Source organism: Lysobacter sp. HA35 (assembly GCF_054061195.1).
In genome coordinates this window covers 2,040,911-2,064,390 of sequence record NZ_JBSSDY010000001.1, presented here as the reverse complement: position 1 = coordinate 2,064,390, position 23,480 = coordinate 2,040,911, and the positions used below count along the sequence as shown (strand labels likewise).

General features: G+C 67.8%; 21 protein-coding genes, 1 other RNA gene and 1 pseudogene. 18 read left to right on the top strand and 5 right to left on the bottom strand.

Annotation, left to right across the window (positions count from 1 at the left end):
- Nucleotides 1–17: 17 nt before the first annotated feature.
- The 4 genes from ACVWZN_RS10230 to ACVWZN_RS10215 form a co-directional block, all read right to left on the bottom strand.
- Nucleotides 18–623: a uracil-DNA glycosylase family protein gene (locus ACVWZN_RS10230; RefSeq protein ID WP_456953721.1), complete on the bottom strand. Its 606-nt coding sequence runs from the start codon at nucleotides 621–623 to the stop codon at nucleotides 18–20.
- A gap of 149 nt (nucleotides 624–772) precedes the next feature.
- Nucleotides 773–1,285, bottom strand: coding sequence for a metal-dependent hydrolase (locus ACVWZN_RS10225; protein ID WP_456953720.1), 513 nt, complete (start codon nucleotides 1,283–1,285; stop codon nucleotides 773–775).
- A complete protein-coding gene (locus ACVWZN_RS10220) occupies nucleotides 1,285–1,662 on the bottom strand; it encodes a YraN family protein (protein WP_456953719.1) in 378 nt (125 codons plus the stop codon). The genes ACVWZN_RS10225 and ACVWZN_RS10220 overlap by 1 nt, the downstream gene beginning before the upstream one ends.
- Before the next feature lies 1 nt (nucleotide 1,663).
- Nucleotides 1,664–3,055, bottom strand: a complete 1,392-nt coding sequence (locus tag ACVWZN_RS10215; protein WP_456953718.1) for a penicillin-binding protein activator — start codon at nucleotides 3,053–3,055, stop codon at nucleotides 1,664–1,666.
- A gap of 60 nt (nucleotides 3,056–3,115) precedes the next feature.
- On the opposite strand from ACVWZN_RS10215, the pseudogene rsmI reads away from it, so the two are divergent.
- The 17 genes and pseudogenes from rsmI to lpxC all read left to right on the top strand — a co-directional run bounded on the left by rsmI (nucleotide 3,116) and on the right by lpxC (nucleotide 21,760).
- Nucleotides 3,116–3,938: pseudogene (rsmI, locus tag ACVWZN_RS10210) on the top strand (16S rRNA (cytidine(1402)-2'-O)-methyltransferase).
- Between the two features lie 55 nt (nucleotides 3,939–3,993).
- Nucleotides 3,994–4,342: RNase P RNA component class A (gene rnpB, locus ACVWZN_RS10205), an RNA gene on the top strand.
- A 351-nt stretch (nucleotides 4,343–4,693) separates the two neighbouring features.
- Nucleotides 4,694–5,140, top strand: coding sequence for a division/cell wall cluster transcriptional repressor MraZ (gene mraZ, locus ACVWZN_RS10200; RefSeq protein WP_027081872.1), 447 nt, complete (start codon nucleotides 4,694–4,696; stop codon nucleotides 5,138–5,140).
- A gap of 11 nt (nucleotides 5,141–5,151) precedes the next feature.
- The gene (gene rsmH, locus ACVWZN_RS10195) at nucleotides 5,152–6,090 is read left to right on the top strand and encodes a 16S rRNA (cytosine(1402)-N(4))-methyltransferase RsmH (RefSeq protein WP_456953717.1); all 939 of its coding nucleotides are present in this window, start codon (nucleotides 5,152–5,154) and stop codon (nucleotides 6,088–6,090) included.
- Entirely contained in the window at nucleotides 6,090–6,353 is a 264-nt protein-coding gene (ftsL, locus tag ACVWZN_RS10190; RefSeq protein WP_027081874.1) for a cell division protein FtsL, read from the top strand. Before rsmH ends, ftsL begins: the two co-directional genes overlap by 1 nt.
- A gap of 56 nt (nucleotides 6,354–6,409) precedes the next feature.
- Nucleotides 6,410–8,251, top strand: coding sequence for a peptidoglycan D,D-transpeptidase FtsI family protein (locus ACVWZN_RS10185; protein ID WP_456954748.1), 1,842 nt, complete (start codon nucleotides 6,410–6,412; stop codon nucleotides 8,249–8,251).
- On the top strand, nucleotides 8,248–9,717 hold the full coding sequence (locus ACVWZN_RS10180) for a UDP-N-acetylmuramoyl-L-alanyl-D-glutamate--2,6-diaminopimelate ligase (RefSeq protein WP_456953716.1): 1,470 nt from the start codon (nucleotides 8,248–8,250) through the stop codon (nucleotides 9,715–9,717). The genes ACVWZN_RS10185 and ACVWZN_RS10180 overlap by 4 nt, the downstream gene beginning before the upstream one ends.
- The gene (locus ACVWZN_RS10175; protein WP_456953715.1) at nucleotides 9,714–11,090 is read left to right on the top strand and encodes a UDP-N-acetylmuramoyl-tripeptide--D-alanyl-D-alanine ligase; all 1,377 of its coding nucleotides are present in this window, start codon (nucleotides 9,714–9,716) and stop codon (nucleotides 11,088–11,090) included. The genes ACVWZN_RS10180 and ACVWZN_RS10175 overlap by 4 nt, the downstream gene beginning before the upstream one ends.
- A complete protein-coding gene (mraY, locus tag ACVWZN_RS10170; protein WP_027081877.1) occupies nucleotides 11,080–12,168 on the top strand; it encodes a phospho-N-acetylmuramoyl-pentapeptide-transferase in 1,089 nt (362 codons plus the stop codon). The genes ACVWZN_RS10175 and mraY overlap by 11 nt, the downstream gene beginning before the upstream one ends.
- Nucleotides 12,165–13,481 carry a putative lipid II flippase FtsW gene (gene ftsW, locus ACVWZN_RS10165; RefSeq protein ID WP_456954747.1) on the top strand — a complete coding sequence of 439 codons (1,317 nt, stop codon included), beginning with the start codon at nucleotides 12,165–12,167 and terminating at the stop codon, nucleotides 13,479–13,481. Before mraY ends, ftsW begins: the two co-directional genes overlap by 4 nt.
- A complete protein-coding gene (murG, locus tag ACVWZN_RS10160) occupies nucleotides 13,478–14,584 on the top strand; it encodes an undecaprenyldiphospho-muramoylpentapeptide beta-N-acetylglucosaminyltransferase (protein WP_456953714.1) in 1,107 nt (368 codons plus the stop codon). Before ftsW ends, murG begins: the two co-directional genes overlap by 4 nt.
- Nucleotides 14,581–16,017 carry a UDP-N-acetylmuramate--L-alanine ligase gene (gene murC, locus ACVWZN_RS10155; RefSeq protein WP_456953713.1) on the top strand — a complete coding sequence of 479 codons (1,437 nt, stop codon included), beginning with the start codon at nucleotides 14,581–14,583 and terminating at the stop codon, nucleotides 16,015–16,017. Before murG ends, murC begins: the two co-directional genes overlap by 4 nt.
- On the top strand, nucleotides 16,014–16,994 hold the full coding sequence (locus tag ACVWZN_RS10150; RefSeq protein ID WP_456953712.1) for a D-alanine--D-alanine ligase: 981 nt from the start codon (nucleotides 16,014–16,016) through the stop codon (nucleotides 16,992–16,994). The genes murC and ACVWZN_RS10150 overlap by 4 nt, the downstream gene beginning before the upstream one ends.
- Nucleotides 16,991–17,830, top strand: a complete 840-nt coding sequence (locus ACVWZN_RS10145; protein ID WP_456953711.1) for a cell division protein FtsQ/DivIB — start codon at nucleotides 16,991–16,993, stop codon at nucleotides 17,828–17,830. The genes ACVWZN_RS10150 and ACVWZN_RS10145 overlap by 4 nt, the downstream gene beginning before the upstream one ends.
- Nucleotides 17,827–19,062 carry a cell division protein FtsA gene (gene ftsA, locus ACVWZN_RS10140; protein WP_027081880.1) on the top strand — a complete coding sequence of 412 codons (1,236 nt, stop codon included), beginning with the start codon at nucleotides 17,827–17,829 and terminating at the stop codon, nucleotides 19,060–19,062. The genes ACVWZN_RS10145 and ftsA overlap by 4 nt, the downstream gene beginning before the upstream one ends.
- 161 nt (nucleotides 19,063–19,223) lie before the next feature.
- Complete coding sequence (gene ftsZ, locus ACVWZN_RS10135; protein WP_027081881.1) at nucleotides 19,224–20,462, top strand: cell division protein FtsZ; 1,239 nt, start codon at nucleotides 19,224–19,226, stop codon at nucleotides 20,460–20,462.
- A 374-nt stretch (nucleotides 20,463–20,836) separates the two neighbouring features.
- Complete coding sequence (lpxC, locus tag ACVWZN_RS10130) at nucleotides 20,837–21,760, top strand: UDP-3-O-acyl-N-acetylglucosamine deacetylase (protein WP_456953710.1); 924 nt, start codon at nucleotides 20,837–20,839, stop codon at nucleotides 21,758–21,760.
- Between the two features lie 263 nt (nucleotides 21,761–22,023).
- On the opposite strand, the gene ACVWZN_RS10125 is transcribed toward lpxC, so the two are convergent.
- A complete protein-coding gene (locus tag ACVWZN_RS10125) occupies nucleotides 22,024–22,449 on the bottom strand; it encodes a DUF721 domain-containing protein (protein WP_027081883.1) in 426 nt (141 codons plus the stop codon).
- A 106-nt stretch (nucleotides 22,450–22,555) separates the two neighbouring features.
- Between ACVWZN_RS10125 and ACVWZN_RS10120 the strand changes: the two genes are divergently transcribed.
- Complete coding sequence (locus tag ACVWZN_RS10120; RefSeq protein ID WP_456954746.1) at nucleotides 22,556–23,356, top strand: M23 family metallopeptidase; 801 nt, start codon at nucleotides 22,556–22,558, stop codon at nucleotides 23,354–23,356.
- Nucleotides 23,357–23,480: the final 124 nt, after the last annotated feature.

Below are 23,480 nucleotides of genomic sequence, written 5' to 3'. Positions count from 1 at the left end.
CGATTGGGCGACTTACCTTAGCCGGTGCCGTGCCGCTGGCGTGCACCGTCCAGCAGCAACCTCACACGCTCACGAAGTGTGGGTAGGATCTCGGCCTCGAACCACGGATTCGCCTTGAACCACGCCACGTTGCGTGGGCTGGGATGCGGCAGCGGAATGACATTGGGCTCGTACTCGCGCCACGCGCGCACGGTGTCGGTGAGCGTGGCCTTGCGGCGCTCACCGAGGAAATAGGCCTGCGCGTACTGGCCGATCAGTAGCGTCAGGCCGACGTTGGGCAATAGCGGCAAAAGTTGCCCATGCCATGTCGCGCGGCATTCCGGACGCGGTGGCGCATCGCCGCTGCCTGCGCGTCCGGGATAGCAGAAGCCCATCGGCACGATCGCGACGCGCGCTTCGTCGTAGAAGGTGTCGGTGTCGACCTGCAGCCAATCGCGCAGGCGTCGGCCGCTGACGTCGTCCCACGGCACGCCGCTGGCGTGCACGCGCGTGCCGGGTGCCTGGCCGACGATCAGCAGGCGTGACGTCGCCGATGCACGCAGCACCGGGCGCGGACCCAGCGGCAGGTGCGCTTCGCACAGGCGGCATGCGCGGATCGAGTGGAGGAGGGCGTCCAGGGCCATGGGCGAACGATGCACGATGGCGCTGGAACTTGCGCTTTATGCGGTGCGTGGCAGTGCTTTGCCACGGTTGAGGATGCGGTCCGCGCCGATACGCCAGCGGTTGCCGAGTGGCGCGGCGAGTCGCGCGTGCAGCGATGCCGGAGGCGTACTTACGCGCGTCGCCGAAAGGCTCTCGCTACGAATGCGAGCAGCAACGCCGGCGCGACGACCCAGGCCAGCTCCGACATCACGACGTCCAGCCCGCGCGCGCTGAAGAACGCCGCACCAATCGGCGAAACCTCGATCGGCCGCCACGGCGCGAACACGCGCGCGGTCGACAGCGGCCACCCGATCATTACGCCGGGTCCGCCGTTGGTGCAAAGGTCGAGCAGCGGATGCGAAATCGCGCAGGCGAAGACGAGTGCGCCGGCGCGTCGTGCGGTTGTCTGCAGCACGCTTGCAGACGATATCGCGATCAACGCAACGACGAGCGCGAACGCGAACGAATGCGTGATGCCGCGATGCGCGAACAGCGTGCCGCGTTCGACACCGAACAGCATGCCCACGGTGTCCGCATCCGGGAGCATCGATGCGATGAGGCCTGCGGCGAGCAAGCGCGGTGGCATCGCTCGCGCGATCCGAAGTGCGACCGGCACCGCGAAATGGCCAACGATGCTCGGCATCAGGCGTCGTCCGCGCGGAACGCGTCGCGCAGCCAAGTGAGCGCCGGGCGTTCGACGTCGCCACTCGCATCGATGACGTCGAAACGGCACGACGCATCGGACCAGCGCGGATGCGCGGCGAGGAACGCGCTCGCGGCCTGCACCAGCTTGCGCCGCTTTGCGTGGGTGATCGATTGCGCGCCGCCGCCGAATCGGTCGTCGGCGCGATAGCGGACTTCGACGAAGACCAGCGTCGCGCCCTCGCGCATCACCAGGTCGAGTTCGCCGAAGCGGTAGTTCGCGTTCGCAGCAACCGGCGTCAGGCCCGCGCGGATCAGGTGCTCGCGCGCTGCCACTTCCACGCGCGCGCCGCGCGAGCGCGTGGAAGCAAGTGGCACGTCAGCGTGCGGCGTCGGCGAGCGGTGCGGGGTCGCCGTTGGCGAAGGTCGACCACGCGGGCGTGCGCTGCACGTTGCCGAAGCCATCGAGGCGCAGTACGCCGGTCGCGCCTTCGACGGATGCGTCCGCCTGATGGCCGAGCGAATCGAGATACGCGGTGAGCAGCCACGCGTCGAAACCGAATGCGAACAGCTTGCCGGCGGGGCCCTTCGCGCTCGGCAGGCGTGCGCCCGTCGCTTCGGCGGTGGCGAGGCCGCGGACGCCGTGCGTCACCCAGGATTCGCTGGGGAATGCGATGCCGTCGAGCACGCGGTCGTCGTCGGCCTTGCCGGTGCCGGAGAGGATCTGCGACGTCGCCGTGCGCGGCTTGTCGGCCAGACCTGCAGCGGACAGGCGCGGCACGATCGCACGCGCGATGTTGCCCTTCGTCGCGAGGAATACCGCGTCGATCTGCTTGCCTACTGCAACCGGCGCGAAGTCGGTCGCGCTGTCGTCGGCGACGGCGACAACGCTGCCGCCGCGTGCCGCGAGGCGATCGCGCAGCGCGGCGACGGCGCGGCGTTGCGTCTCGTCGTTCGACGCGATCACCAGCACGTTGTGCGCGTTGCGACGCATCAGGAAGTCGGCGGCGGCGAGGCCTTCGTCTTCCGGCGACAGCGAGAAGCTCGACTGGCCCTGCGGCGGTGCCTGCGTGCCGCGATTGAGCGCGAGCATCGGCACCGCGAGTTCGCTGCGGCCGAACAGCGCGCCGACTTCGTCGCGACCGAGCGGGCCGACGACGAAATCGTTGCCGTCGGTGCTGGCGCGGTCGTAGGCCGACATCGCACCGGCGGGCGTGCCGGCGGTGTCGTAGAAACGAACTTCCGGACGACGGCGCGTTTCACCGTAGTAGCCGGCGAGGAACCCATCACGCACCGGGCGCGCTGCAACCGAGAGCGGGCCCGACAACGGCAGCAGCACCGCGAGCTTGACCGGCGGGCGATAGCCGTCGCGATCGGCAGGCGGGCGGTTGTCGAAATTCCAGCCGGCGCGTGCGAACGCATGCGGCAGCGGCAGACCGCGACGCAGCAGCGCGCGACCGACATAGCTGTACAGCGGATCGTCCGCGCCGAGTCGCTGCGCTTCGCGCTGCAGCGTCGCGTCGTCGAGCTGGCCGATCAGGCGATCGATCTGCGCTTCGGCGTCGTGGCGTTGCGTGCCGGTCTGCGTCGATAGCGCGGCCGCGAGTTCGCCGGCCTGGCGGATCGTGTCGCGCGTCGCCGAATTCTCGGCGGCGACGGGCGTGGTCGGCCGTGTGGGCGACTGCGCGCAGCCGAAGACGAGCACGGTCGCCAGCATGAGCGTGGCGATGCGGGTGATCGAACGGAATGAAACGGGAGCGGCGTTGAGCATCGCGCGGGCATCGGCGTGGACCGGGTTACGATTCTACCCGCGCCCCCGTGCAGGACCACGATGCAGACTTCCGGCACGCTCCACGTCGTCGCCACCCCGATCGGCAACCTCGGCGACTTCGGTGCCCGCGCCCAGGAGGTGCTCCGCTCGGTCGACGCCATCTGCGCCGAGGACACGCGCCATACGCGCCAGTTGCTGGCCCATTTCGGCATCGAGAAGGCGCTGGTCGCGCTGCATCAGCACAACGAGGACGCGCAGGTCGCGCAGCTGGTCGGCCGCCTGCGCGACGGGCAGTCGCTGGCGCTGGTCAGCGATGCGGGCACGCCGCTGGTGAGCGATCCGGGCTTCCGCCTGGTCCGCGGTGCGCGCGAGGCCGGCATCCGCGTGTCCCCGGTTCCCGGCGCCTGCGCGGCGATCGCGGCGCTGAGCGTGGCCGGCATCGCGTCGGACCGGTTCGCGTTCGAAGGGTTTCTGCCGGCGAAATCCGGCGCACGCCGCGAAAGGCTGACGTCGCTCATCGCCGAGCCACGCACGCTGATCTTCTACGAAGCCTCGCATCGCATCGAGGAAGCGCTGGCCGACTTCGCCGAGGTTTTCGGCCCGCGTCGGGCCGTTCTCGGTCGCGAACTCACCAAGCTGTTCGAGACGGTGCTCGACGGCGACCTGCCGGCGCTGCATGCGGCGGTGGCGGCCGATCCCAACCAGCGCAAGGGCGAGTTCGTGCTGATCGTCGAAGGCGCGCCGGAGGACGCGGATGCCGTGCTCGTCGAAGGCCGTCGCGTCTACGCCACGCTGTGCGCGCACCTCAAGCCGTCGCAGGCCGGCCGCCAAGATCGCCGCCGAGCTCACCGGCGCGCCGCGAAAAGCGCTATACGGCGGCTAGGGCTGAGCGACGGATTCAGGCCGGACCATGCCCGCGCCGCTACACTGCGCGCGGCGGAGTCGGCCAGACAGTCGCGTCATTCGCAAGAATGCCGAGGAAAGTCCGGGCTCCACAGGGCACGGTGCCAGGTAACGCCTGGGCGGCGCGAGCCGACGGAAAGTGCAACAGAGAGAGACCGCCGATGGCCCGCGAGGGATCAGGCAAGGGTGAAACGGTGCGGTAAGAGCGCACCGCGAGTCCGGCAACGGACCGGCACGGCAAACCCCACCGGGAGCAAGACCAAATAGGGAGACGATGCCGCGGCCCGCGGTGTCTCCGGGTAGGTTGCTTGAGCGGCGCGGTGACCCGTCGCCTAGAGGAATGACTGTCCACGACAGAACCCGGCTTACCGGCCGGCTCCGCCACTTTCCTTTGCGATCAACCACTTGAGCGAAGCAGCCGTAGCGCGTCCCGCCGACGGGCGGTCAGCTCCGTGAAGCCGGCTGTAGAGCCTGTGGACATTCGGTGACGATCCGCGTCCAAGTGATTGTTGTCTCAACATTTGAGACAAAACAGCAGCTTGTGGATAAAGCTTGAACAAGTCTCTCAAGTGCGCCGCAAGTTGTTGACTTCACTTATAAAAATGACTGCTCCGGATTGTTGACAACCCTCTGGACGGGGCATAAGGTGGCTCCACGTGGGAAAACCGGGTATTTCGTGGTTTCCCCGTCACCATCAAGCCCGCGTGAAGACGGGCGACCGGAAGGGGCAGGTCCGTGTTCCAGGGCGAAAGCGCCATCACCATCGATGACAAGGGTCGGCTCGCGGTTCCCACCGCGTACCGCGATGTCATTGCGCGTGAGTGCGGCGGCCGTCTGGTGTTCACGTACAACCCGTTCGAGTCCGGGTCGCTTTACCTCTATCCGCAGCCGGTCTGGGAGCGCGTGCGCGACCAGGTCAATGCGCTGCCGAAGACCAAGCGCACCAGCCGCATCTTCCAGCTGAAGCTGGTCGGTGCCGCGACCTTCGTCGAGCCCGACACCAACGGCCGCATCAGCGTGCCCGCGAGCCACCGCGCCGCGGTCGGCATCGAGAAGCGCGCGGTGCTGCTGGGGATGGGCGACAAATTCGAGTTGTGGAGCGAGCAGGCCCACCACGCGCAGATCCGCCAGACCATCTCTGACGACGATCTGAGCGACGGGCTGCTCGATCTGACGCTGTGACGGCCGGTGGCATGGAGCGCGCCGCGCTCACAGGCCACCTCCCGGTGATGTACGCGCAGGTCCTGGATGGTCTGCGTGTCGTTGGGGATGGAACGTATCTGGACGGCACGTTCGGTCGTGGCGGGCATGCCCGCGGCGTACTGGAGCGGCTGGGACCCGAGGGTCGCCTGCTCGTGATGGACAAGGATCCCGACGCGATCGCCGTCGCCGAACGAGAGTTCGGTGGCGATCCGCGCGTGTCCATCCACCGCGGCAGCTTTATCGACCTCGCGCATTGGGACGCGGCGGCGAACGGCCTCGACGGCATCCTGTTCGACCTCGGCGTGTCCTCGCCACAGCTGGACGTCGCCGAGCGCGGCTTCTCGTTCGGCAAGGACGGCCCGCTCGACATGCGCATGGATCCCGACGCCGGCGTCAGCGCCGCCGAGTGGATCAACAGCGCGACCGATCGCGAGATCGCCGACGTGCTGTGGACCTTCGGCGAAGAACGCCAGAGCCGCCGCATCGCACGTGCGATCGTCGCGCGCCGCACCGAAACGCCGATCGAGCGCACCGCACAACTCGCCGATCTCATCGCGTCGGTCGTCCCGCGTGGCGACCAGAAGATCCATCCGGCCACGCGCTCGTTCCAGGCGATCCGCATCCACATCAATCGCGAGCTCGGCGATCTCGAAGACGGGCTCGACGCCGCGATGGCGCGCCTGAAGCCCGGCGGTCGTCTCGCGGTGATCAGCTTTCATTCGCTGGAAGACCGCATCGTCAAGCAGTTCATCGCGCGTCACGCGAAAGCACCGGCGGGCAATCGCCGCATGCCGGTCGAAGTCGAGTTCACGCCGACGCTGCGCGACATCAGCGGCGCGATGAAGGCGGACGATGCGGAAATTGCGATGAATCCGCGGTCGCGCAGCGCGGTGTTACGCGTGGCAGAAAAAATTCAGGAGGCCGCGTGATCCTGCGCGTCCTCCTCGCCATGTTGATCGTCGCGAATGTCGTGACGGCGCTGGCCATCGTCGAAACGCGCCAGCGTCATCGCCAGCTGTTCGTGCAGGCGTCGAAGCTCGAGCGCGCGCGCGACGATCTCAACATCGAATTCGGCCGGCTGCAGCTCGAGCAGGCGACGTGGGCCGAATCCAACCGCATCGACCAGGTCGCGCGCGACCGGTTGGGCATGAAGTTTCCGGAAGGCAATGACATCGTGGTGATTCGCCCATGAGAACCGCGGGCGATTCCCGTCGCGATCGCAACCAGCGCACGAAGGGCGGCGAGCTGATGCGTCGCCTGCGCGTGCTGGTCGGCGGTGCATCGACCGCGCGCGGTGGCCGCGCACGCATGGACGTCCGCATGCGCCTGCTGTGCCTGGTCGCGGCGATGGGCCTGTGCTCGTTCGCGCTGGTCGCGCGTGCGTTCTACATCCAGGTGCTCGATCGCGACTTCTACGTTGCGCAGGGCGAAGCACGTTCGTTGCGCGAGATTCCGATCCCGACCTCGCGCGGCATGATCACCGACCGCAACGGCGAGCCGCTCGCGGTGTCGACGCCGGTCGAATCGGTGTGGGGCAACCCGCAGGAACTGCTGAAGAATCCCGATCGCCTGCCGCAACTCGCCGACGCGCTCGACGTGCCGGTCGACGTGCTACAGCGCAAGCTCAGCCAGAAGGCGGGCAAGGAATTTCTCTACCTCAAGCGCCGCATCAATCCGGACGAAGCGCAGAAGATCCTCGCGCTCGGCATTCCGGGCGTGGCGAGCCAGCGCGAATACCGCCGTTTCTACCCGCAGGGTGAAGCGATGGCGCATGTGCTCGGCTTCACCAACGTCGACGACGAAGGGCAGGAAGGCCTCGAGCTCGCGTTCGACGAATGGCTGCGCGGCAAGCCGGGCGCCAAGCGCGTGCTGCGCGATGGCCACGGTCGCATCATCGAAAACGTCGACCTGGTGCGCGCGGCGGAACCCGGTCGCGACCTCACGCTCACGATCGACCGCCGCATGCAGTTCCTCGCGTATCGCGAGCTGCACAACGCGTTGCTCGAACACGGCGCGGCGAGCGGTTCGATCGTCGTGGTCGACATCGCCACGGGCGAAGTGTTGGCGATGGCCAACCTGCCGGCGTTCAACCCGAACGCGGTCGGCAGCACCGATCCCGATGCGCATCGCAATCGCGCCGTCACCGACGTGCTCGAACCCGGCTCCACGATGAAGCCGATCACGATCGCCGCGGCGCTGACCGCGGGCGTGGTCACGCCGACGACGCCGATCGACCTGTCGCCGGGCTGGCTCAAGCTCGGCCGGTACACGATCCGCGACCACCAGAACTACGGCTTGCAGACGGTCACCGGCGTCATCACCAAGAGCTCGAACATCGGCGCGACGAAGATCTCCGCCAAGCTCGACGACCACTACTTCTACGACTTCGTCCGCAAGTTCGGTTACGGCAGCAAGCCGGGCAGCGGTTTCCCCGGCGAGTCGGCGGGTGTGCTGCCGTCGCCCGCGCGCTGGAGCGGTACGTCGAAGGCGACGATCTCGTACGGCTATGGTCTGTCCGCAACGCCGCTGCAGATCGCGGTGGCGTACGCGGCGATCGCGAACAACGGCGTCATGACCGTGCCGACCTTCGTCAAGGGCGAGCGCGGCCAGACCAAGCAGGTGCTCGACCCGAAGATCGCGCACGAAGTCATCAAGATGATGCAGACCGTGACCGAGAAGGGCGGCACCGCGACGCAGGCCGCGATCCTCGGTTATCACGTCGCCGGCAAGACCGGTACGGCGCGCAAGTTCAACGGTCGCGGCGGCTATTCGCAGCGCTACGTCGCGTACTTCGCGGGCATCGTGCCGGTCGACAACCCGCGTTTCGCGACCGTTGTCGTCGTCAACGATCCCGATCCGGGCAAGGGCTACTTCGGCGGTCTCGTGTCCGCACCGGTGTTCAAGTCGGTGATGGAGGGCTCGTTGCGTCTGATGGACGTGCCGCCGGACGACATCGACACCTGGCTCGCCGCGCAGAACAAGAACGCGCCGGCGAACGGTGTGGCTCCGAAGCAGGTCGCCGCTGTCGCGCCGGATGCATCGGACGATGACGTCGATACGCCGCTGGACACGGCACCGGTGACGCCATGACGCACACGATGCGACTGGCCGAGCTGCTTCCCGACGTCGACGGCATCCCCGTCGACCTCGTCGTTTCCGGGCTCGTGCAGGACAGCCGCGAAATCAACGTGGGCGATGCGTTCGTCGCGATCGGCGGTTTCGGCGCGCATGGCCTCGGCTTCGTCGACGCGGCGAAAGCGCGCGGTGCGTCCGCGGTGCTGTTCGAGCCGCCAGCGCCCGAAGAACATCCGGCACCGGCCGACGCGCTCGCCGTACCCGGCCTGCGTTCGCGCCTCGGCGAAATGGCGCACCGTTTCCACGGCCGCGCCACCGAATCGATGACCGTCGTAGGTGTCACCGGCACCAACGGCAAGACGTCGACGGTGCAGCTCATCGCGCAGGCGTGGACGTTGCGCGGCACGACCGCGGGTACCGTGGGCACGCTCGGCGTCGGCCTGTACGGCCACGTCGTACCGACCGGTTTCACCACGCCGCTGGTGCTCAAGCTGCATTCGGCGATCGGTGACATGCGCGCCGATGGCGCCGAAGCGCTGGCGATGGAAGTGAGTTCGCACGCGCTCGACCAGGGCCGCGTCGACGGCATGCGTTTCGATGTCGCCGCGTTCACCAATCTCACCCGCGACCACCTCGACTATCACGGCACTATGGCCGCGTACGGCGCCGCCAAGGCGCGCCTGTTCGGCTGGCCGGGCCTCAAGGCCGCGGTGGTCAATCTCGACGATGAGTACGGCGCGCAACTGTTCGACGCGCTGCCGTCGCATGTGCGCGGCATCGGTGTGAGTTCGCGCGCCGCGGCGAATGCATCACTGCAGGCCGATGCGATCACGCTCGACGCTGGTGGCATCGCATTCGACCTGGTAAACGATGGCGCGCGCGCCGCGGTGCGTTCGCCGCTGCTCGGCCGTTTCAATGTCGACAATCTTCTGACCGTCGCCGGCGTGCTGCACGCACTCGGCGCCGACGTGCGCGACGTCGCCGACACGCTCTCGCGGCTGCAGCCGATCCACGGCCGAATGAATCGCCTCGGTGATGCCGGCCAGCCGCTGGTCGTCATCGATTACGCGCACACGCCCGATGCGCTCGAACAGGCGCTGTCGACGCTGCGCGCGCACACGGCGGGCCGACTGGTCTGCGTGTTCGGCTGCGGCGGCGAGCGCGATACCGGCAAGCGCCCACAGATGGGTGCGATCGCCGAGAGGCTCGCGGATATCGCGATCGTCACCGACGACAACCCGCGCGGCGAAGACGGCGATGCGATCGTCGCCAACATCCTCGAAGGCTTCGCCGACCGCGCACGCGCGACCGTGATGCGCGATCGTCGCGCAGCGATTCGTCATGCGGTGCAGGGCGCCGACGAACACGACGTCGTGCTGATCGCCGGCAAGGGTCACGAGCCCTACCAGGAGATCGCCGGCGTGAAGCATCCGTTCGACGACACGCGCGTCGCGCGTGAAGCGCTGGAGATCCGCGCATGAGGCCGTTGCGTCTGTCCGACATCGCCGCGATGACCGCCGGCCGCGTGGTCGGCGAGGACATCGTGGTCGACCGCCTGCTCACCGACACGCGCGGCCTGACCAGCGTCGAGCCGTCCGTGTGCGCGTCCAGCCTGTTCGTCGCGCTCAAGGGCGCACGTTTCGACGGCCACGACCATGTTGCCGTCGCGGCGGAAGCGGGCATCGGTGCCGCGCTGGTATCGCGCGTCGTCGGCGACATGCCGCAGGTTGTCGTTGGCGATACGCAGCTCGCGCTCGCGGACATCGCGCGCGGCTTGCAGGCGTCGCGTTCGACGAACGTGGTCGCGATCACCGGCAGCAACGGCAAGACCAGCGTCAAGACGCTCACGCTCGCCATCCTCGAGCTCGCCGGTCGTACCTACGGCAACCCGGGCAATCGCAACAACGAGATCGGCCTGCCGCTCGCGGTGATCGAAGCGCCGGAAGACGCCGAGTTCGCCGTGTACGAAATGGGTGCGGGCCAGCCGGGCGACATCGCGTATCTCACCGCGATTGCGCGGCCCGACGTTTCCATCGTCAACAACATCGCGCCCGCGCACCTCGAACGCATGGGTTCGCTGCTCGGCGTCGCCGACACCAAGGCCGCGATCTACGACGCGCTGCCGGCCGATGGCGTCGCGGTGATCAATGCGGACGACAGCTTCGCGCCGCTGTTTGCCGAGCGTGCGGCGGGTCGTCGCCACATCCGCTTCGGTCTTGACACCAGCGCCGACGTCACCGCGCGCGACGTGCGCACGACGGAAGCCGGTTCCACTTTCACGATCGTGACGTCCGATGGCGAAGCCGCGGTCGACCTCGCGATGCCGGGTCGTCACAACGTACGCAACGCACTAGCCGCGGCATCGCTCGCGATCGGCACAGGTGTTCCGCTATCGACGATCGCGCAGGGCCTTTCCGCCGCGCGCCCGGTCGCCGGTCGCCTGGTCACGCATCGCCTGCGCAGCGGTGCGACGCTGATCGACGACAGCTACAACGCGAATCCGGGTTCGCTCGCGGCCGCGATCGACACCCTCGCTTCGATGCCGGGCGCGTCGTGGCTGGTGCTCGGCGACATGCGCGAACTCGGCGACGACGCGGTCGCGCTGCATGCGCAGGCCGGCACGCGTGCTCGCGAAGCCGGCATCGCGCGGCTGTACACGCTCGGCGCACTGAGCGCAGCGGCGGCCGACTCGTTCGGCGCGAACGCGCGTCATTTCGATACACACGAATCGCTTGCCGAGGCACTGCGCGCGGACCTGTCCGCCGATGTGCGCGTCCTCGTCAAGGGATCCCGCGGCAGTGCGATGGATCGCATCGTCGCTGCGCTCCTCAACGGACAATCCCATGCTGCTTGAACTCACCCGCTGGCTGGAACAGCTGCAGAGCCACTTCGGCCTGTTCGGCTACCTCACGTTCCGCGGCATCCTCAGCGCGCTGACGTCGCTGTTCCTCTCGCTGTGGGTCGGGCCGGGCGTGATCCGTCGGCTCGGCCAGCTCAAGGCCGGCGGCCAGCCGATCCGCACCGATGGCCCGCAGTCGCATTTCTCCAAGGCCGGCACGCCGACCATGGGCGGTGCGCTGATCCTGCTCACCGTGCTCGCATCGGTGCTGCTCTGGGGCGACCTGCGCAACCGCTACGTGTGGCTGGTGCTCGCGGTGATGGTTGCCTTCGGCGCCATCGGCTGGTGGGACGACTGGATCAAGATCGTGCGTCGCGACCCGAACGGCATGAAGTCGCGCACCAAGTACTTCCTTCAGTCGGTTGCCGGCCTCGCTGCCGGCCTGTTCCTGTACTACACGGCCGACGCGCCCGCGGCGACGACGTTCTACATCCCGCTGTTCAAGCAGGTCGCACTGCCGCTGGTGAGCGTGTCGTTCGTGTTCATCGCCTACCTGTGGATCGTCGGCTTCTCGAACGCAGTCAACCTCACCGACGGTCTCGACGGCCTCGCGATCATGCCGACTGTGCTGGTCGCCTGCGCGCTCGGCGTATTCGCGTATGCGTCGGGCAATGCGGTGTTCTCGAACTACCTCCAGATCCCGCAGATTCCCGGCGCCGGTGAACTCATCGTCATCTGCGCGGCGATCGCGGGTGCGGGGCTCGGATTCCTGTGGTTCAACACGTATCCGGCCATGGTGTTCATGGGCGACATCGGTGCGCTCGCGCTCGGCGCGGTGCTCGGCACGATCGCGGTGATCGTCCGCCAGGAACTCGTGCTGGTGATCATGGGCGGCATCTTCGTCATCGAAACGCTGTCGGTGATGATCCAGGTCGGCAGCTTCAAGCTCACCGGCAAGCGCGTCTTCAAGATGGCGCCGATCCACCACCACTTCGAGCTCAAGGGCTGGCCCGAGCCGCGCGTCATCGTGCGCTTCTGGATCATCTCGGTGGTGCTCGTCCTGATCGGCCTCGCGACGTTGAAGGTGCGCTGATGGACATGTCCCGCCAGGCCACGCGTCTCGACGCGATCACCGGACGCTTCGATCCCTGGCTGCTCGGCCTGATCGGCGCGCTGCTGTGCCTGGGCATCGTGATGGTGGGTTCGAGTTCCGTTGCGCAGGCAACGAGCCCGACCTACTACCTGACCAAGCACCTGGTGTTCGTCACCGCGGGTTCGATCGCGGCGGCGTGGGTCATGCGCATGGAACTCAAGACGATCGAGCGCTACGCACAGTGGCTGCCGATCGTCGGACTCGTGCTGTTGCTGATGGTCGCCGTACCGGGACTTGGCGTGACGGTGAAGGGCGCCAAGCGCTGGATCAATCTCGGCATCACCAACTTCCAGCCGGTCGAGGCGGTGAAGTTGATGATGGTCGTCTGGCTCGCGGCCTACCTCAAGCGTTTCAGCGAGGAAGTCAGCGCCAGCTGGAAGGCGATCATCAAGGTCATCGGTGTCGCGCTCGCATTCGCCGGCGTGCTGCTGGCGGTGCAGAAGGACTTCGGCTCGTCCGCCCTCATCCTCGCGATGACCGCCGGCATGCTGGTGCTCGGCGGTGCAAACCTGCCGCGCCTGGTCGGCCCGGTGCTGGCGCTGGTGCCGATGGCGGGCGCGATGATCCTGCTCGAGCCGTATCGCGTGCGTCGCCTGACCTCGTTCACCGACCCGTTCGCCGATCCGTTCGGTGACGGCTACCAGCTGGCGAACGCGCTCATGGCCGTGGGCCGCGGTGAATGGTTCGGTGCGGGCCTCGGTGCGTCGGTGCACAAGCTCTCCTACCTGCCCGAAGCGCATACCGACTTCATCATGGCGGTGATCGCCGAGGAGCTCGGCTTCGTCGGCGTCTGCGGCGTGATCGCGCTGTACTCGGCGCTGGTCGCGCGCGCCTTGTGGGTGGGCCTGCAGTGCATCGAGATGCGTCGTCATTTCGCGGGCTACTGCGCATTTGGCATCGCGTTGTGGATCGGCATCCAGAGCACGGTGTCGATCGGCGTCAACCTCGGCCTGCTGCCGACCAAGGGCCTCACGCTGCCGCTGATCTCGTACGGCGGCTCGTCGATCGCGATGACGATGGCGGCGATGGGCCTGCTGCTGCGCATCTCGTACGAACTCGAGCGCGCGCGCCGCCAGGTTGCATTGCGCCGCGATGCGGTGGGCACCACGCCGGTCGCGAGCAAGATCGAAACGCCGGTTGCGCGTCCGTCGGCTGCAGCGCCTGCCGCGGCGCCGGTCGGTCGCGCCGATCCGCGCGGCACCAGCCGCCTGCGTCCGCGCATCGAACCCTTCTTCGGGCGTCACAGCGCATGACGGATGCGCGCGCCAATGCGAACGCAGAGGTCGGCGTGATGATCCTCGCCGGCGGCACGGGCGGGCACATCTTCCCGGGCCTCGCGGTGGCGCACGAGCTGCGACGTCGTGGCGTCGCTGTCGGTTGGCTCGGCAGCGAAGGCGGCATGGAAACGCGACTGGTGCCGCAGCACGGCATCGACGTCGACACGATTGCGATCCGCGGCGTGCGCGGCAAAGGTGTCGCGACGTTGCTCGGTGCACCGTTCAAGCTGATGTCGGCGGTGTCTGCCGCGCGTGCGGTGCTCGCACGTCGTCGCCCGAAAGCGGTGATCAGCTTCGGCGGTTTCGCCGCAGGGCCGGGTGGACTCGCTGCAAGGCTAGCCGGCGTTCCGCTCTACGTGCACGAGCAGAATCGCGCGCCCGGCATGACCAATCGCGTGCTGTCGAAGATGGCGCGTCGCGTGCTCACCGGTTTCCCGGACACGTTCGCGAACGAGCAAGTCGTCGGCAATCCGGTGCGCAACGAGATCGCGAATGTCGCGCCGCCGTCGGTTCGCTTCGATGGTCGCGAAGGCCCGCTGCGCCTGCTCGTGCTCGGCGGCAGCCAAGGCGCGGCTGCGCTCAACCGCGCCGTGCCGACGGCGATCGCGTCGCTGCGTGATCGTTCGCGCTGGCAGGTGCGCCACCAGTGCGGCGAGAAGATGCTCGACGCGGCAACTGCCGCCTATCACGCCGCCGGCGTCGATGCATCCGTCGAGACCTTCATCGCCGACATGGCGGCCGCATACGCATGGGCCGACCTCGTGGTCTGCCGCGCCGGCGCGCTGACGCTTGCGGAAGTCTGCGCGGTCGGAGTCGCCAGCGTGCTGGTGCCGTTCCCGCAGGCGGTCGACGACCACCAGACCAAGAACGCGCAGTTCCTCGTCGACCGCGGCGCCGCGCGCCTGCTGCCGCAGAACGACCGCCTCGCGTCGGCACTTGCCGACACCCTCGAATCGTTCGACACGCGTGCAGCGCTCCGACCGATGGCCGACGCCGCACGTGCGCTCGCCAGGCCGGATGCCGCATCGCGCGTGGCCGACTTCGTCATGGAACAGATCGTCATGGACCGCGCCGCATGATCGCAACCCATCGCCACCGCCTGCTCGACAATGCGGCCGACGGTGGCGCACGCGTGCACTTCGTCGGCATCGGCGGCGTCGGCATGAGCGGCATCGCCGAAGTCATGTGCACGCTCGGCTACGAGGTGTCGGGCTCGGACAATGCCGACAACGCGGTGACGCGTCGCCTCTCCCGCCTCGGTATCACGGTCCATCGCGGCCATGATGCGAAGAACGTCGACGGTGTCGAGTGCCTCGTGGTGTCGAGCGCGATCAAGGCCGACAACCCGGAGCTGATGGCGGCGCGCGAACAGCGCATCCCCATCGTTCCGCGCGCGGAAATGCTCGCCGAGCTGATGCGCTTCAAGCGCGGCATTGCGATCGCGGGCACGCACGGCAAGACCACCACGACGTCGCTCACCGCCAGCGTGCTGGGCGAGGGCGGCATCGATCCCACGTTCGTCATCGGCGGCCAGCTGCTCGCGGCCGGCGCGAACGCGAAGCTCGGTGGCGGCGATTGGCTCGTTGCCGAAGCCGATGAGTCGGACGGCAGCTTCCTGCGCCTGAATCCTCAGATCGCGGTCGTCACCAACATCGATGCGGACCACCTCGAGAACTACGGCGGCGACTTTGCCAAGGTGCAGGCCGCGTTCGACGAATTCCTGCATCGCCTGCCGTTCTACGGCCTTGCAGTGCTGTGCATCGACGACGACGAAGTCGCGAAGCTCGCGAAGAACGCGACGCGCCATGTGTTGACGTATGGCTTCTCGGAGCTCGCCGACGTGCGCGCCGAGAACGTCGTGCAGCAGGGCGCGCGCATGCGCTTCACCCTGTGCATGCCCGATGGCTCGCGTTGCGAAACCACGCTCGCGCTGCCGGGCCGCCACAACGTGCAGAACGCGCTCGCCGCGGCGGCGGTGGGTTGGCAACTCGGCGTCGAGCAGCCGGCGATCTGCCGCGCGCTCGAGAACTTCGCCGGCATCGGCCGTCGCTTCAACCTGCTCGCGCAGGTGCCGGTCGACGGCGGCACGGTCACGCTGGTCGACGACTACGGCCATCACCCGAAGGAACTCGACGCGGTGTTCAAGGCCGCGCGCGGTGGCTGGGCCGACAAGCGCCTGGTCGTCGCGTTCCAGCCGCACCGCTACAGCCGCACGCGCGACCTGTTCGACGACTTCGCCGCCGTGCTGTCCGAAGTCGACGTGCTCGTGCTGACGGATGTCTACGCCGCCGGCGAAGCGCCGATCGCCGGAGCCGATGCGAAATCCCTGGCCCGCGCCATCCGAGCGCGCGGCCGCACCGAACCCGTCGTCGTTGCACGCGCGGCCGATCTCGCGCGCGTGCTGCCCGACGTCCTCCGTGCCGATGACCTGCTGCTGATGATGGGCGCGGGCGACATCGGCCATGCGGCGCAGCACATCGCCGCGCACGGTTTTGAAGGAGCCGAGTCGTGAGCATCACCATCGTCCCGTCGCGCGTCACCGATCCGGCCGCCTTCGGTCGCGTCGCCGTGCTCATGGGCGGCACCAGTTCCGAGCGCGAGGTTTCGCTCGATTCCGGCCGCAACGTGCTCGAAGCGCTGCAGTCCAAGGGCGTCGATGCGTTCGGCGTCGATGGCATCGATGCGCTGGTCGACGCGATCCGCGACGGCCGCGTCGATCGCGTGTTCAATATCCTCCACGGCAACAAGGGCGGCGGCGAAGACGGCGTGCTGCAAGGCCTGCTCGAAGCGCTACGCATGCCGTACACCGGTTCCGACGTGCTCGGCTCCGCGTTGTCGATGGACAAGATCCGCACCAAGCAGGTGTGGCTGAGCGTCGGCCTGCCGACGCCGCGTTACGTGCGCCTGGCCAAGGGTGACGACGTGCATGCCGCGGCGCGCGACCTCGGCCTGCCGGTGATCGTGAAGCCGTCCTGCGAAGGTTCCAGCGTCGGCGTGTCGCGCGTACATGACGACGCCGGCCTCGACGATGCCGTCGCGCTCGCCGCGCATTACCCGGGCGAGATGCTGATGGAGCAGCTCGTCGTGGGTGACGAACTCACCGTCACGGTCATCGCGAACGGTGACGACTTTATCGCGCTGCCGTCGATCCGCATCGTGCCGAAGGGCGAGTGGTACGACTACAACGCCAAGTACATCGCCGAGGACACGCAGTACCTGTGTCCCGGTCTCGACGGTGATGCGGAGTTGGAAATCCGACGCATCGCGGTCGCCGCGTTCAAGGCCGCGGGCTGCGAAGGCTGGGGTCGCGTCGACGTGATGCGCGATCGCGGCACCGGCAGGTTCTTCCTGCTCGAAGTGAACACCGCGCCCGGCATGACCAGTCATTCGCTGGTGCCGAAGGCCGCGCGCCAGGTCGGCATCGAATTCGCCGACCTGTGCTGGCGCGTGCTCGAGTCGAGCCTCGCGCGCGGAGGTGCCGCGGCGTGAACCCGATGCTCCGTCTCGCAGGCTGGTTGATCGCGGTAGCGCTCGTCGCGCTGCCGGTGGTCGCCGTGCTGCGCGGATGGATCGGGTCCGACCGCTGGCCACTCACCCACCTGCGCGCGACGGGACCGTTCGAACACGTCGACCCGCAGCTCGTGCGGCGCGCGCTGCTGCCCTACGCCAAGCGCGGCTATTTCGCGGTTGACCTGCAGCAGGCGCAGGCCGCGATCGCACGTCTTCCGTGGGTCGACCAGGCGCAGGTGCGCAAGCGCTGGCCGGACGTATTGGAAGTGTCGATCACCGAGCATCGCCCGTTCGCACGCTGGGGCAACGATCGCCTGCTGTCCGATCGCGGTGCGCTGTTCGATGCACGCGGCGCCGCTGTGCCGGCCGGCCTTCCGAATTTCAACGGCCCCGATGCGCGCACGCGCGACGTGGTCGAGCTGTACCAGCAGGCGCGCACGCTGTTCGCGCCGATCGGCATGCAGGTCGACACGGTGGTGCTCGATCCGCGTGGCAGCTGGTCGATCGTGCTGCTCGACCGCGCGCATGGCGGCATCCCGACGCAGGTGATGGTCGGCCGCAATGAGGCACGCGCGCGCATCGGTCGCTTCGTGCGCTTGATGCCGCAGCTGCTCGTCAACCCCGAGCGCCACATCGAACGCGCGGATCTTCGCTACACCAATGGTTTTGCACTGGTCTGGGCGGGCACTGCCGCGCCGTCCGCTGCAAAGCCGTCCGCGGGCAGCCGTTCCGGCGCCGACCTCGCGACGCCATTGAAGGCGGCCATCGCCGCGCTGGCGCCGCATCGACTTTTCTTTCCTGACGTGACCACATGAATCGCAAGGGCGACAAATCGCTGATCGTCGGCCTCGACATCGGCACCTCCAAGGTGACCGCGCTGGTCGGCGAATACCTGCCGGGCCAGCCGATCGAAGTGATCGGGCTGGGCTCGCACGAATCGCGCGGCATGCGTCGCGGCGTGGTGGTCGACATCGACTCCACGGTGCAGTCCATCCAGCGGGCGATCGAGGAAGCCGAGCTCATGGCCGGCTGCGAGATCCGCTCGGTCTACGCGTCGATTTCCGGCAGCCACGTGCAGTGCCGAAACTCGCAGGGCATCGCACCGATCCGCGACGGCGAAGTCACCTACGCCGACCTCGATCGCGTGCTCGATGCGGCGAAGGCCGTCGCGATCCCCGCGGACCAGAAGATCCTGCACGCGATCCCGCGCGACTACGTGCTGGACGATTCGCAGGAAGGCATCCGCAACCCGGTCGGCATGACCGGCGTGCGCCTCGAAGTCCACGCACATCTCGTGATTTGCGCGCAGTCCGCGGCCGCCAACATTTCCAAGTGCGTGCAGAAGTGCGGGCTGGCGGTCGACGACCTGATCCTGTCGGTGCTGGCGTCTTCGCAGGCGGTGCTGACGCCGGACGAACGCGAGCTCGGCGTGGTGCTGGTCGATCTCGGCGCGGGCACCACCGACATCGCGGTGTTCGTGCAGGGCGCGATCGCGCATTCGGCATCGCTGCCGATCGCGGGCGACAAGGTCACCGAAGACATCGCGCACATGCTGCGCACGCCGACGCCGGAAGCCGAGCAGATCAAGGTGCGTTACGCCTGTGCGCTCGCGCAGATGGCGACGGCCGAGGAATCCATCCAAGTGCCGAGCGTGGGCGACCGCCCCCCGCGTCGCATGCCGCGCGCGTCGCTCGCGCAGGCGGTGCAGGCGCGTTACGAGGAAATCTTCGAGATGGTGCAGGCCGAACTGCGCCGCTCGGGCTTCGAGCAGCACGTCCGCGCCGGCATGGTGCTGACGGGTGGCGCGTCGAAGATGGAAGGCGTGGTCGAACTCGCGGAAGAGATGCTGCAGATGCCCGTGCGCGTCGGCATTCCGCAGCACGTCACGGGCCTCGGCGAAGTGGTCGGCAATCCGGTGCATGCCACCGGCGTCGGCCTTCTGCTCATGGGCAGCCAGATCGAAAACCCGCGTCGACCGATGCTTCCGGCCGGACGCGCGGGCGGTTTTCTCAGTCGTTTGAAGAACTGGTATCGCGGCGAGTTCTGAGGGCAGAGCGCGTCGTCATTCGAAGCGGGCGAAGACACGAAAAAAAGTTGCAGGAATTTTCGTAGCGACAACACACAGCGTTCAATACATCAGCAACAATACACATCAAATAAAGCGCGCATCGGCACGAACGAATGCACGCACCAACGAGGACAACGGACATGGCGCATTTCGAACTGGTCGAGAAGATGGCTCCCAACGCCGTCATCAAGGTCGTAGGCGTGGGCGGCGGCGGTGGTAACGCCGTGGCTCACATGGTCAACAGCAGCGTGGATGGCGTGGAGTTCATCACCGCCAACACCGATTCGCAGGCGATCAAGAACTGCGGCGCGAAGCTGCAGCTGCAGCTCGGCGGCAACGTCACCAAGGGCCTGGGTGCAGGCGCGAATCCGGAAGTCGGCCGCCAGGCCGCGCTGGAAGATCGCGATCGCATCATGGATGCGCTGCAGGGCGCCGACATGGTGTTCATCACCGCCGGCATGGGCGGCGGCACCGGCACCGGCGCTGCGCCGGTCGTTGCGCAGCTCGCGAAGGAGATGGGCATCCTGACCGTCGCCGTCGTCACCAAACCGTTCCCGTTCGAAGGCCGCCGCCGCATGCAGGTCGCGCTCAAGGGCATCGACGAGCTGTCGCAGCACTGCGATTCGCTGATCACGATCCCGAACGAGAAGCTGATCACCGTGCTCGGTCGCAACGCGACGATGATCCAGGCGTTCCGCGCTGCGAACGACGTGCTGCTCGGCGCCGTGCAGGGCATCGCCGACCTGATCGTTCGTCCGGGCCTGATCAACGTCGACTTCGCCGACGTGCGCACCGTCATGAGCGAGATGGGTCTCGCGATGATGGGCACGGGCGCTGCACGCGGCGATGATCGCGCGCAGGCCGCTGCCGAAGCCGCGATCCAGAACCCGCTGCTCGACGACGTCAACCTGTCGGGCGCGAACGGCATCCTCGTCAACATCACCGCCGGCCCGGACTTCACGATGGCCGAGTTCGACGAAGTTGGTCGCACGGTCGAAGCGTTCGCATCGGAAGACGCGACCGTCGTCATCGGCACCGTGCTCGATCCGGACATGCAGGACGAAGTGCGCGTCACCGTCGTCGCCACGGGCCTCAACCGCGCTGCTGCGCGTGCGAGCGACCGCGGCTTCGAGAGCCAGCGTCGTCCGCAGATGCAGGTCGTTGCCACCAAGCGTGACGGCACCACGGGCCTGCCGATCGACGAGGTCGCGAATGCGTACTCGCCGAACGTGCCGAACATGCCGAGCTTCAGCAGCAGCCTGCGCACCCGTGCCGATGCGGCACCGTCGGCACCGGCCGCATCGCAGCCGGCCGTCGCGGATTTCGGTGGCGACAGCTACCTCGACATCCCGGCGTTCCTGCGTCGCCAGGCCGACTGACGCATCGCGCGGCGATATCAGCCGCGCGCGTGAAACCGTTGCCGGCGCATCGCGCCGGTGCGGAGTCGTCATCGCCGGTGTTTGCGCATCGGCGGCAGTACGCGTCGCGCCCTCGCGACGTCACATGCCTCGACCGCCGTCCGTCGGTCGTTGATTGAGGTGGGATGCCCGCGAGGGCGTCCCACCGTTTTGCGTCGCGGCACCGTACCGGCCGTCGGCACGGGCGCCGAGCAGGGCTCGGGATGACCTGGTCTTAACGTCCCGTGCCGCTATGTCACCGTCGGTGAAACAGCCCGTACCGGCTTTTCCGTTCAGGTTCAGCGGACCCCGTGTTAACTTTTCCGACCGGCACGTACCAGGCCCGACCGCACCCAATGCTCCGTCAGCGAACCCTCAAGAACACCATCCGCGCGACCGGCGTCGGTCTGCATAGCGGCGAAAAGGTGTTCATGACGCTGCGGCCGGCGCCTGTGGAAACCGGCATCGTGTTCCGTCGTACCGATCTTGATCCCGTGGTCGAGATTCCCGGACGCGCCGATCTCGTCACCGAAACCATTCTCTGCACGGGCCTGAGCTGCGGCGCCGGCAAGATCCAGACGGTCGAGCACCTGCTGTCCGCGCTCGCCGGTCTCGGCATCGACAACTGCTACATCGAGCTGTCCGCGGCCGAAGTACCGATCATGGACGGCTCGGCGGGACCATTCGTGTTCCTGCTGCAGTCGGCGGGCATCGCCGAGCAGGAGGCGCCGAAGCGCTTCATCCGCGTGACGCGCGAGGTCGAAGTGCGCGACGGCGACAAGTTCGCGCGGTTCTCGCCGCACGACGGTTTCCGCATCGGCTTCACCGTGCAGTTCGACCATCCGGCGATCCCGGCGTCCAACTCACGCGCGGTGGTCGACTTCTCGACCGACGCCTACATCCGCGAAGTCAGTCGCGCCCGCACGTTCGGCTTCATGCGCGACCTCGAGTACATGCGCGAGCGCAACCTCGGCCTCGGCGGCTCGATGGACAACGCCATCGTTCTCGACGAGTTCCGCGTGCTCAACGACGACGGCCTGCGCTACGCCGACGAATTCGTGCGTCACAAGATCCTCGATGCGGTCGGCGACCTGTACCTCGCGGGCCACGCGATCATCGGCGCGTACGAGGGTTACAAGTCCGGCCACGCGCTCAACAACAAGCTAGTGCGCGCGCTGCTTGCCGAGCAGGGCGCATGGGAAGAAGTGACCTTCACCGGCTCGGCGCGGACGCCTGTGGTTTTCGGCGCACCCGGCATCCCGGCACTCGGCCTCGCCTGAGCGAGCGGCCCCGGCCGTTCAAAATCAATCACTTGCATCGTGCGCTGCGGCATTTCCGCCGCGCGACGGCCGGTTTGCACCTGTCGCTGACGACCGTTCGTCGTCACGCCGGTGAACTCGCGGTGACGAATAACCCGCTCTTAACGAATCCATCGCCTCGCTTACCGGGTCGTTAACACCCGAGTGAAAAGGCGCGGGTAGCATGCCGCCACCTCGCCGTCGGCATACCGCGCCGTACGGGGAGGGGCATCACGCGTACGGGACTATTCGACGTCCCTCAGCGATGCCAGCGCCGCCTGCAGCGCCTGCTGCGTCGCGGCCGACATGGGACGAGGTGCCCTGACCGTCTGGCGGTCAGTGGACGTCCCCGGCGATGTCCTGATCACTACGTCGCTCGCAGCAAGCCCGATGGACCGGGCCGCATGAAGGAGTTCCGGGATCGCAAGCCGCAGCTTGGCCTGCCAGACCGGAGCATCGACGACAAACACGAGCCTGCCGCGATCGAAATTCGCGAGCCGCGCATGCGCGGCCAGCCCCTGCGGCAGGCATGGGCGTAATCGACCGTCCAGGTCGTCGAGCCACAGGGCTCGGCGCACGGGGTCGCCGCCCGGACCGTCCAGCACTGCATCGAGCGGTGCGCGGGCGGGGCCGGTGGCGGTCTTGCGCAACCTGGGCTTGGAATCTGACATCGGACCTATGAGCGTTTCGGCCATCCTAAATCCCCGCGATCTCATCAGCGATGCGCTCGCGTTCCTCGGCGAGCATGCGGCGCGACGTCCCGCCCTCGCACTCTCGATGTTCATGGTCGGCGGCCTTGCGCTGCTGGTCGCCGGCGGCGTTGCCGGCTCGGCGATCTCCCGCCACGAATTGCAGGCCGCACAGGCGCGGCTCGCGCCGGGCCAGGCCCAGCACGACCTCAACGCGCTCGCCGCACGCGTCGGCGAGCTTCAGGCGCAGGCCAACCGCCTGAACGCCCTGGGCGAACGCCTGACCCGCATGGGCGGCCTGAAGGACGGCGAGTTCGACTTCGACCGCCCGGTCGGCGTCGGCGGCGCCGGCCCGGTCAGCGACATGCCGCGCGCCGAACTCGGCCAGAGCCTGGAACTGCTGTCGCGCCAGCTGCGCAGCTCGGGCGATCAGCTCACCGTGCTCGACAGCTTGCTGACCGACCGCAAGCTCTCGCTGGCCGCGGTGCCGTCGCACGCACCGGTTCGCGACAGCTACATCACCTCGGGCTTCGGCGAGCGCGCCGATCCCATCGTCGGTGGCGGCGAATTCCACAAGGGCATCGATTTCTCGGCGAATACCGGCGACGCGGTGCTCGCGGTCGCGGACGGCGTGGTCAGCTTCGTCGGCGAACGCTCGGGCTACGGCAACGTCGTCGAGATCGACCACGGCAACGGCTACGTCACGCGCTACGCCCACAACTCGCAGCTCGAGCGCCGCACCGGCGAGCTCGTCCGCGCGGGCGACGAGATCGCCAAGGCCGGTTCGACCGGTCGCTCGACCGGCGCGCACGTCCATCTTGAAGTCTGGCGCGACGGTCGCGTGGTCGATCCGCGCCCGTTCCTGCAGCAGGACATGCGCCGCGGCTGACTGGCAGTCGGCCGGCTTGTAAACGCCGCGGACCGCCTCCAGCTACAATCCGCGATGCCGTAAAAGGGCGCCCAGCGCCCTTTTTTATTGGCGACGACCTATCAGCGCGTCGCCCAGCCCCTTT

Bases quoted from the DNA above. Each gene is read 5' to 3' on its own strand.
- ACVWZN_RS10230 (WP_456953721.1), bottom strand. From the start codon at position 623: ATGGCCCTGGACGCCCTCCTCCACTCGATCCGCGCATGCCGCCTGTGC.
- ACVWZN_RS10225 (WP_456953720.1), bottom strand. From the start codon at position 1,285: ATGCCGAGCATCGTTGGCCATTTCGCGGTGCCGGTCGCACTTCGGATC.
- ACVWZN_RS10215 (WP_456953718.1), bottom strand. From the start codon at position 3,055: ATGCTCAACGCCGCTCCCGTTTCATTCCGTTCGATCACCCGCATCGCC.
- rsmH (WP_456953717.1), top strand. From the start codon at position 5,152: ATGGAGCGCGCCGCGCTCACAGGCCACCTCCCGGTGATGTACGCGCAG.
- ACVWZN_RS10185 (WP_456954748.1), top strand. From the start codon at position 6,410: ATGCGTCGCCTGCGCGTGCTGGTCGGCGGTGCATCGACCGCGCGCGGT.
- ACVWZN_RS10180 (WP_456953716.1), top strand. From the start codon at position 8,248: ATGACGCACACGATGCGACTGGCCGAGCTGCTTCCCGACGTCGACGGC.
- ACVWZN_RS10175 (WP_456953715.1), top strand. From the start codon at position 9,714: ATGAGGCCGTTGCGTCTGTCCGACATCGCCGCGATGACCGCCGGCCGC.
- mraY (WP_027081877.1), top strand. From the start codon at position 11,080: ATGCTGCTTGAACTCACCCGCTGGCTGGAACAGCTGCAGAGCCACTTC.
- murG (WP_456953714.1), top strand. From the start codon at position 13,478: ATGACGGATGCGCGCGCCAATGCGAACGCAGAGGTCGGCGTGATGATC.
- murC (WP_456953713.1), top strand. From the start codon at position 14,581: ATGATCGCAACCCATCGCCACCGCCTGCTCGACAATGCGGCCGACGGT.
- ftsA (WP_027081880.1), top strand. From the start codon at position 17,827: ATGAATCGCAAGGGCGACAAATCGCTGATCGTCGGCCTCGACATCGGC.
- ftsZ (WP_027081881.1), top strand. From the start codon at position 19,224: ATGGCGCATTTCGAACTGGTCGAGAAGATGGCTCCCAACGCCGTCATC.
- lpxC (WP_456953710.1), top strand. From the start codon at position 20,837: ATGCTCCGTCAGCGAACCCTCAAGAACACCATCCGCGCGACCGGCGTC.
- ACVWZN_RS10125 (WP_027081883.1), bottom strand. From the start codon at position 22,449: ATGTCAGATTCCAAGCCCAGGTTGCGCAAGACCGCCACCGGCCCCGCC.
- ACVWZN_RS10120 (WP_456954746.1), top strand. From the start codon at position 22,556: ATGTTCATGGTCGGCGGCCTTGCGCTGCTGGTCGCCGGCGGCGTTGCC.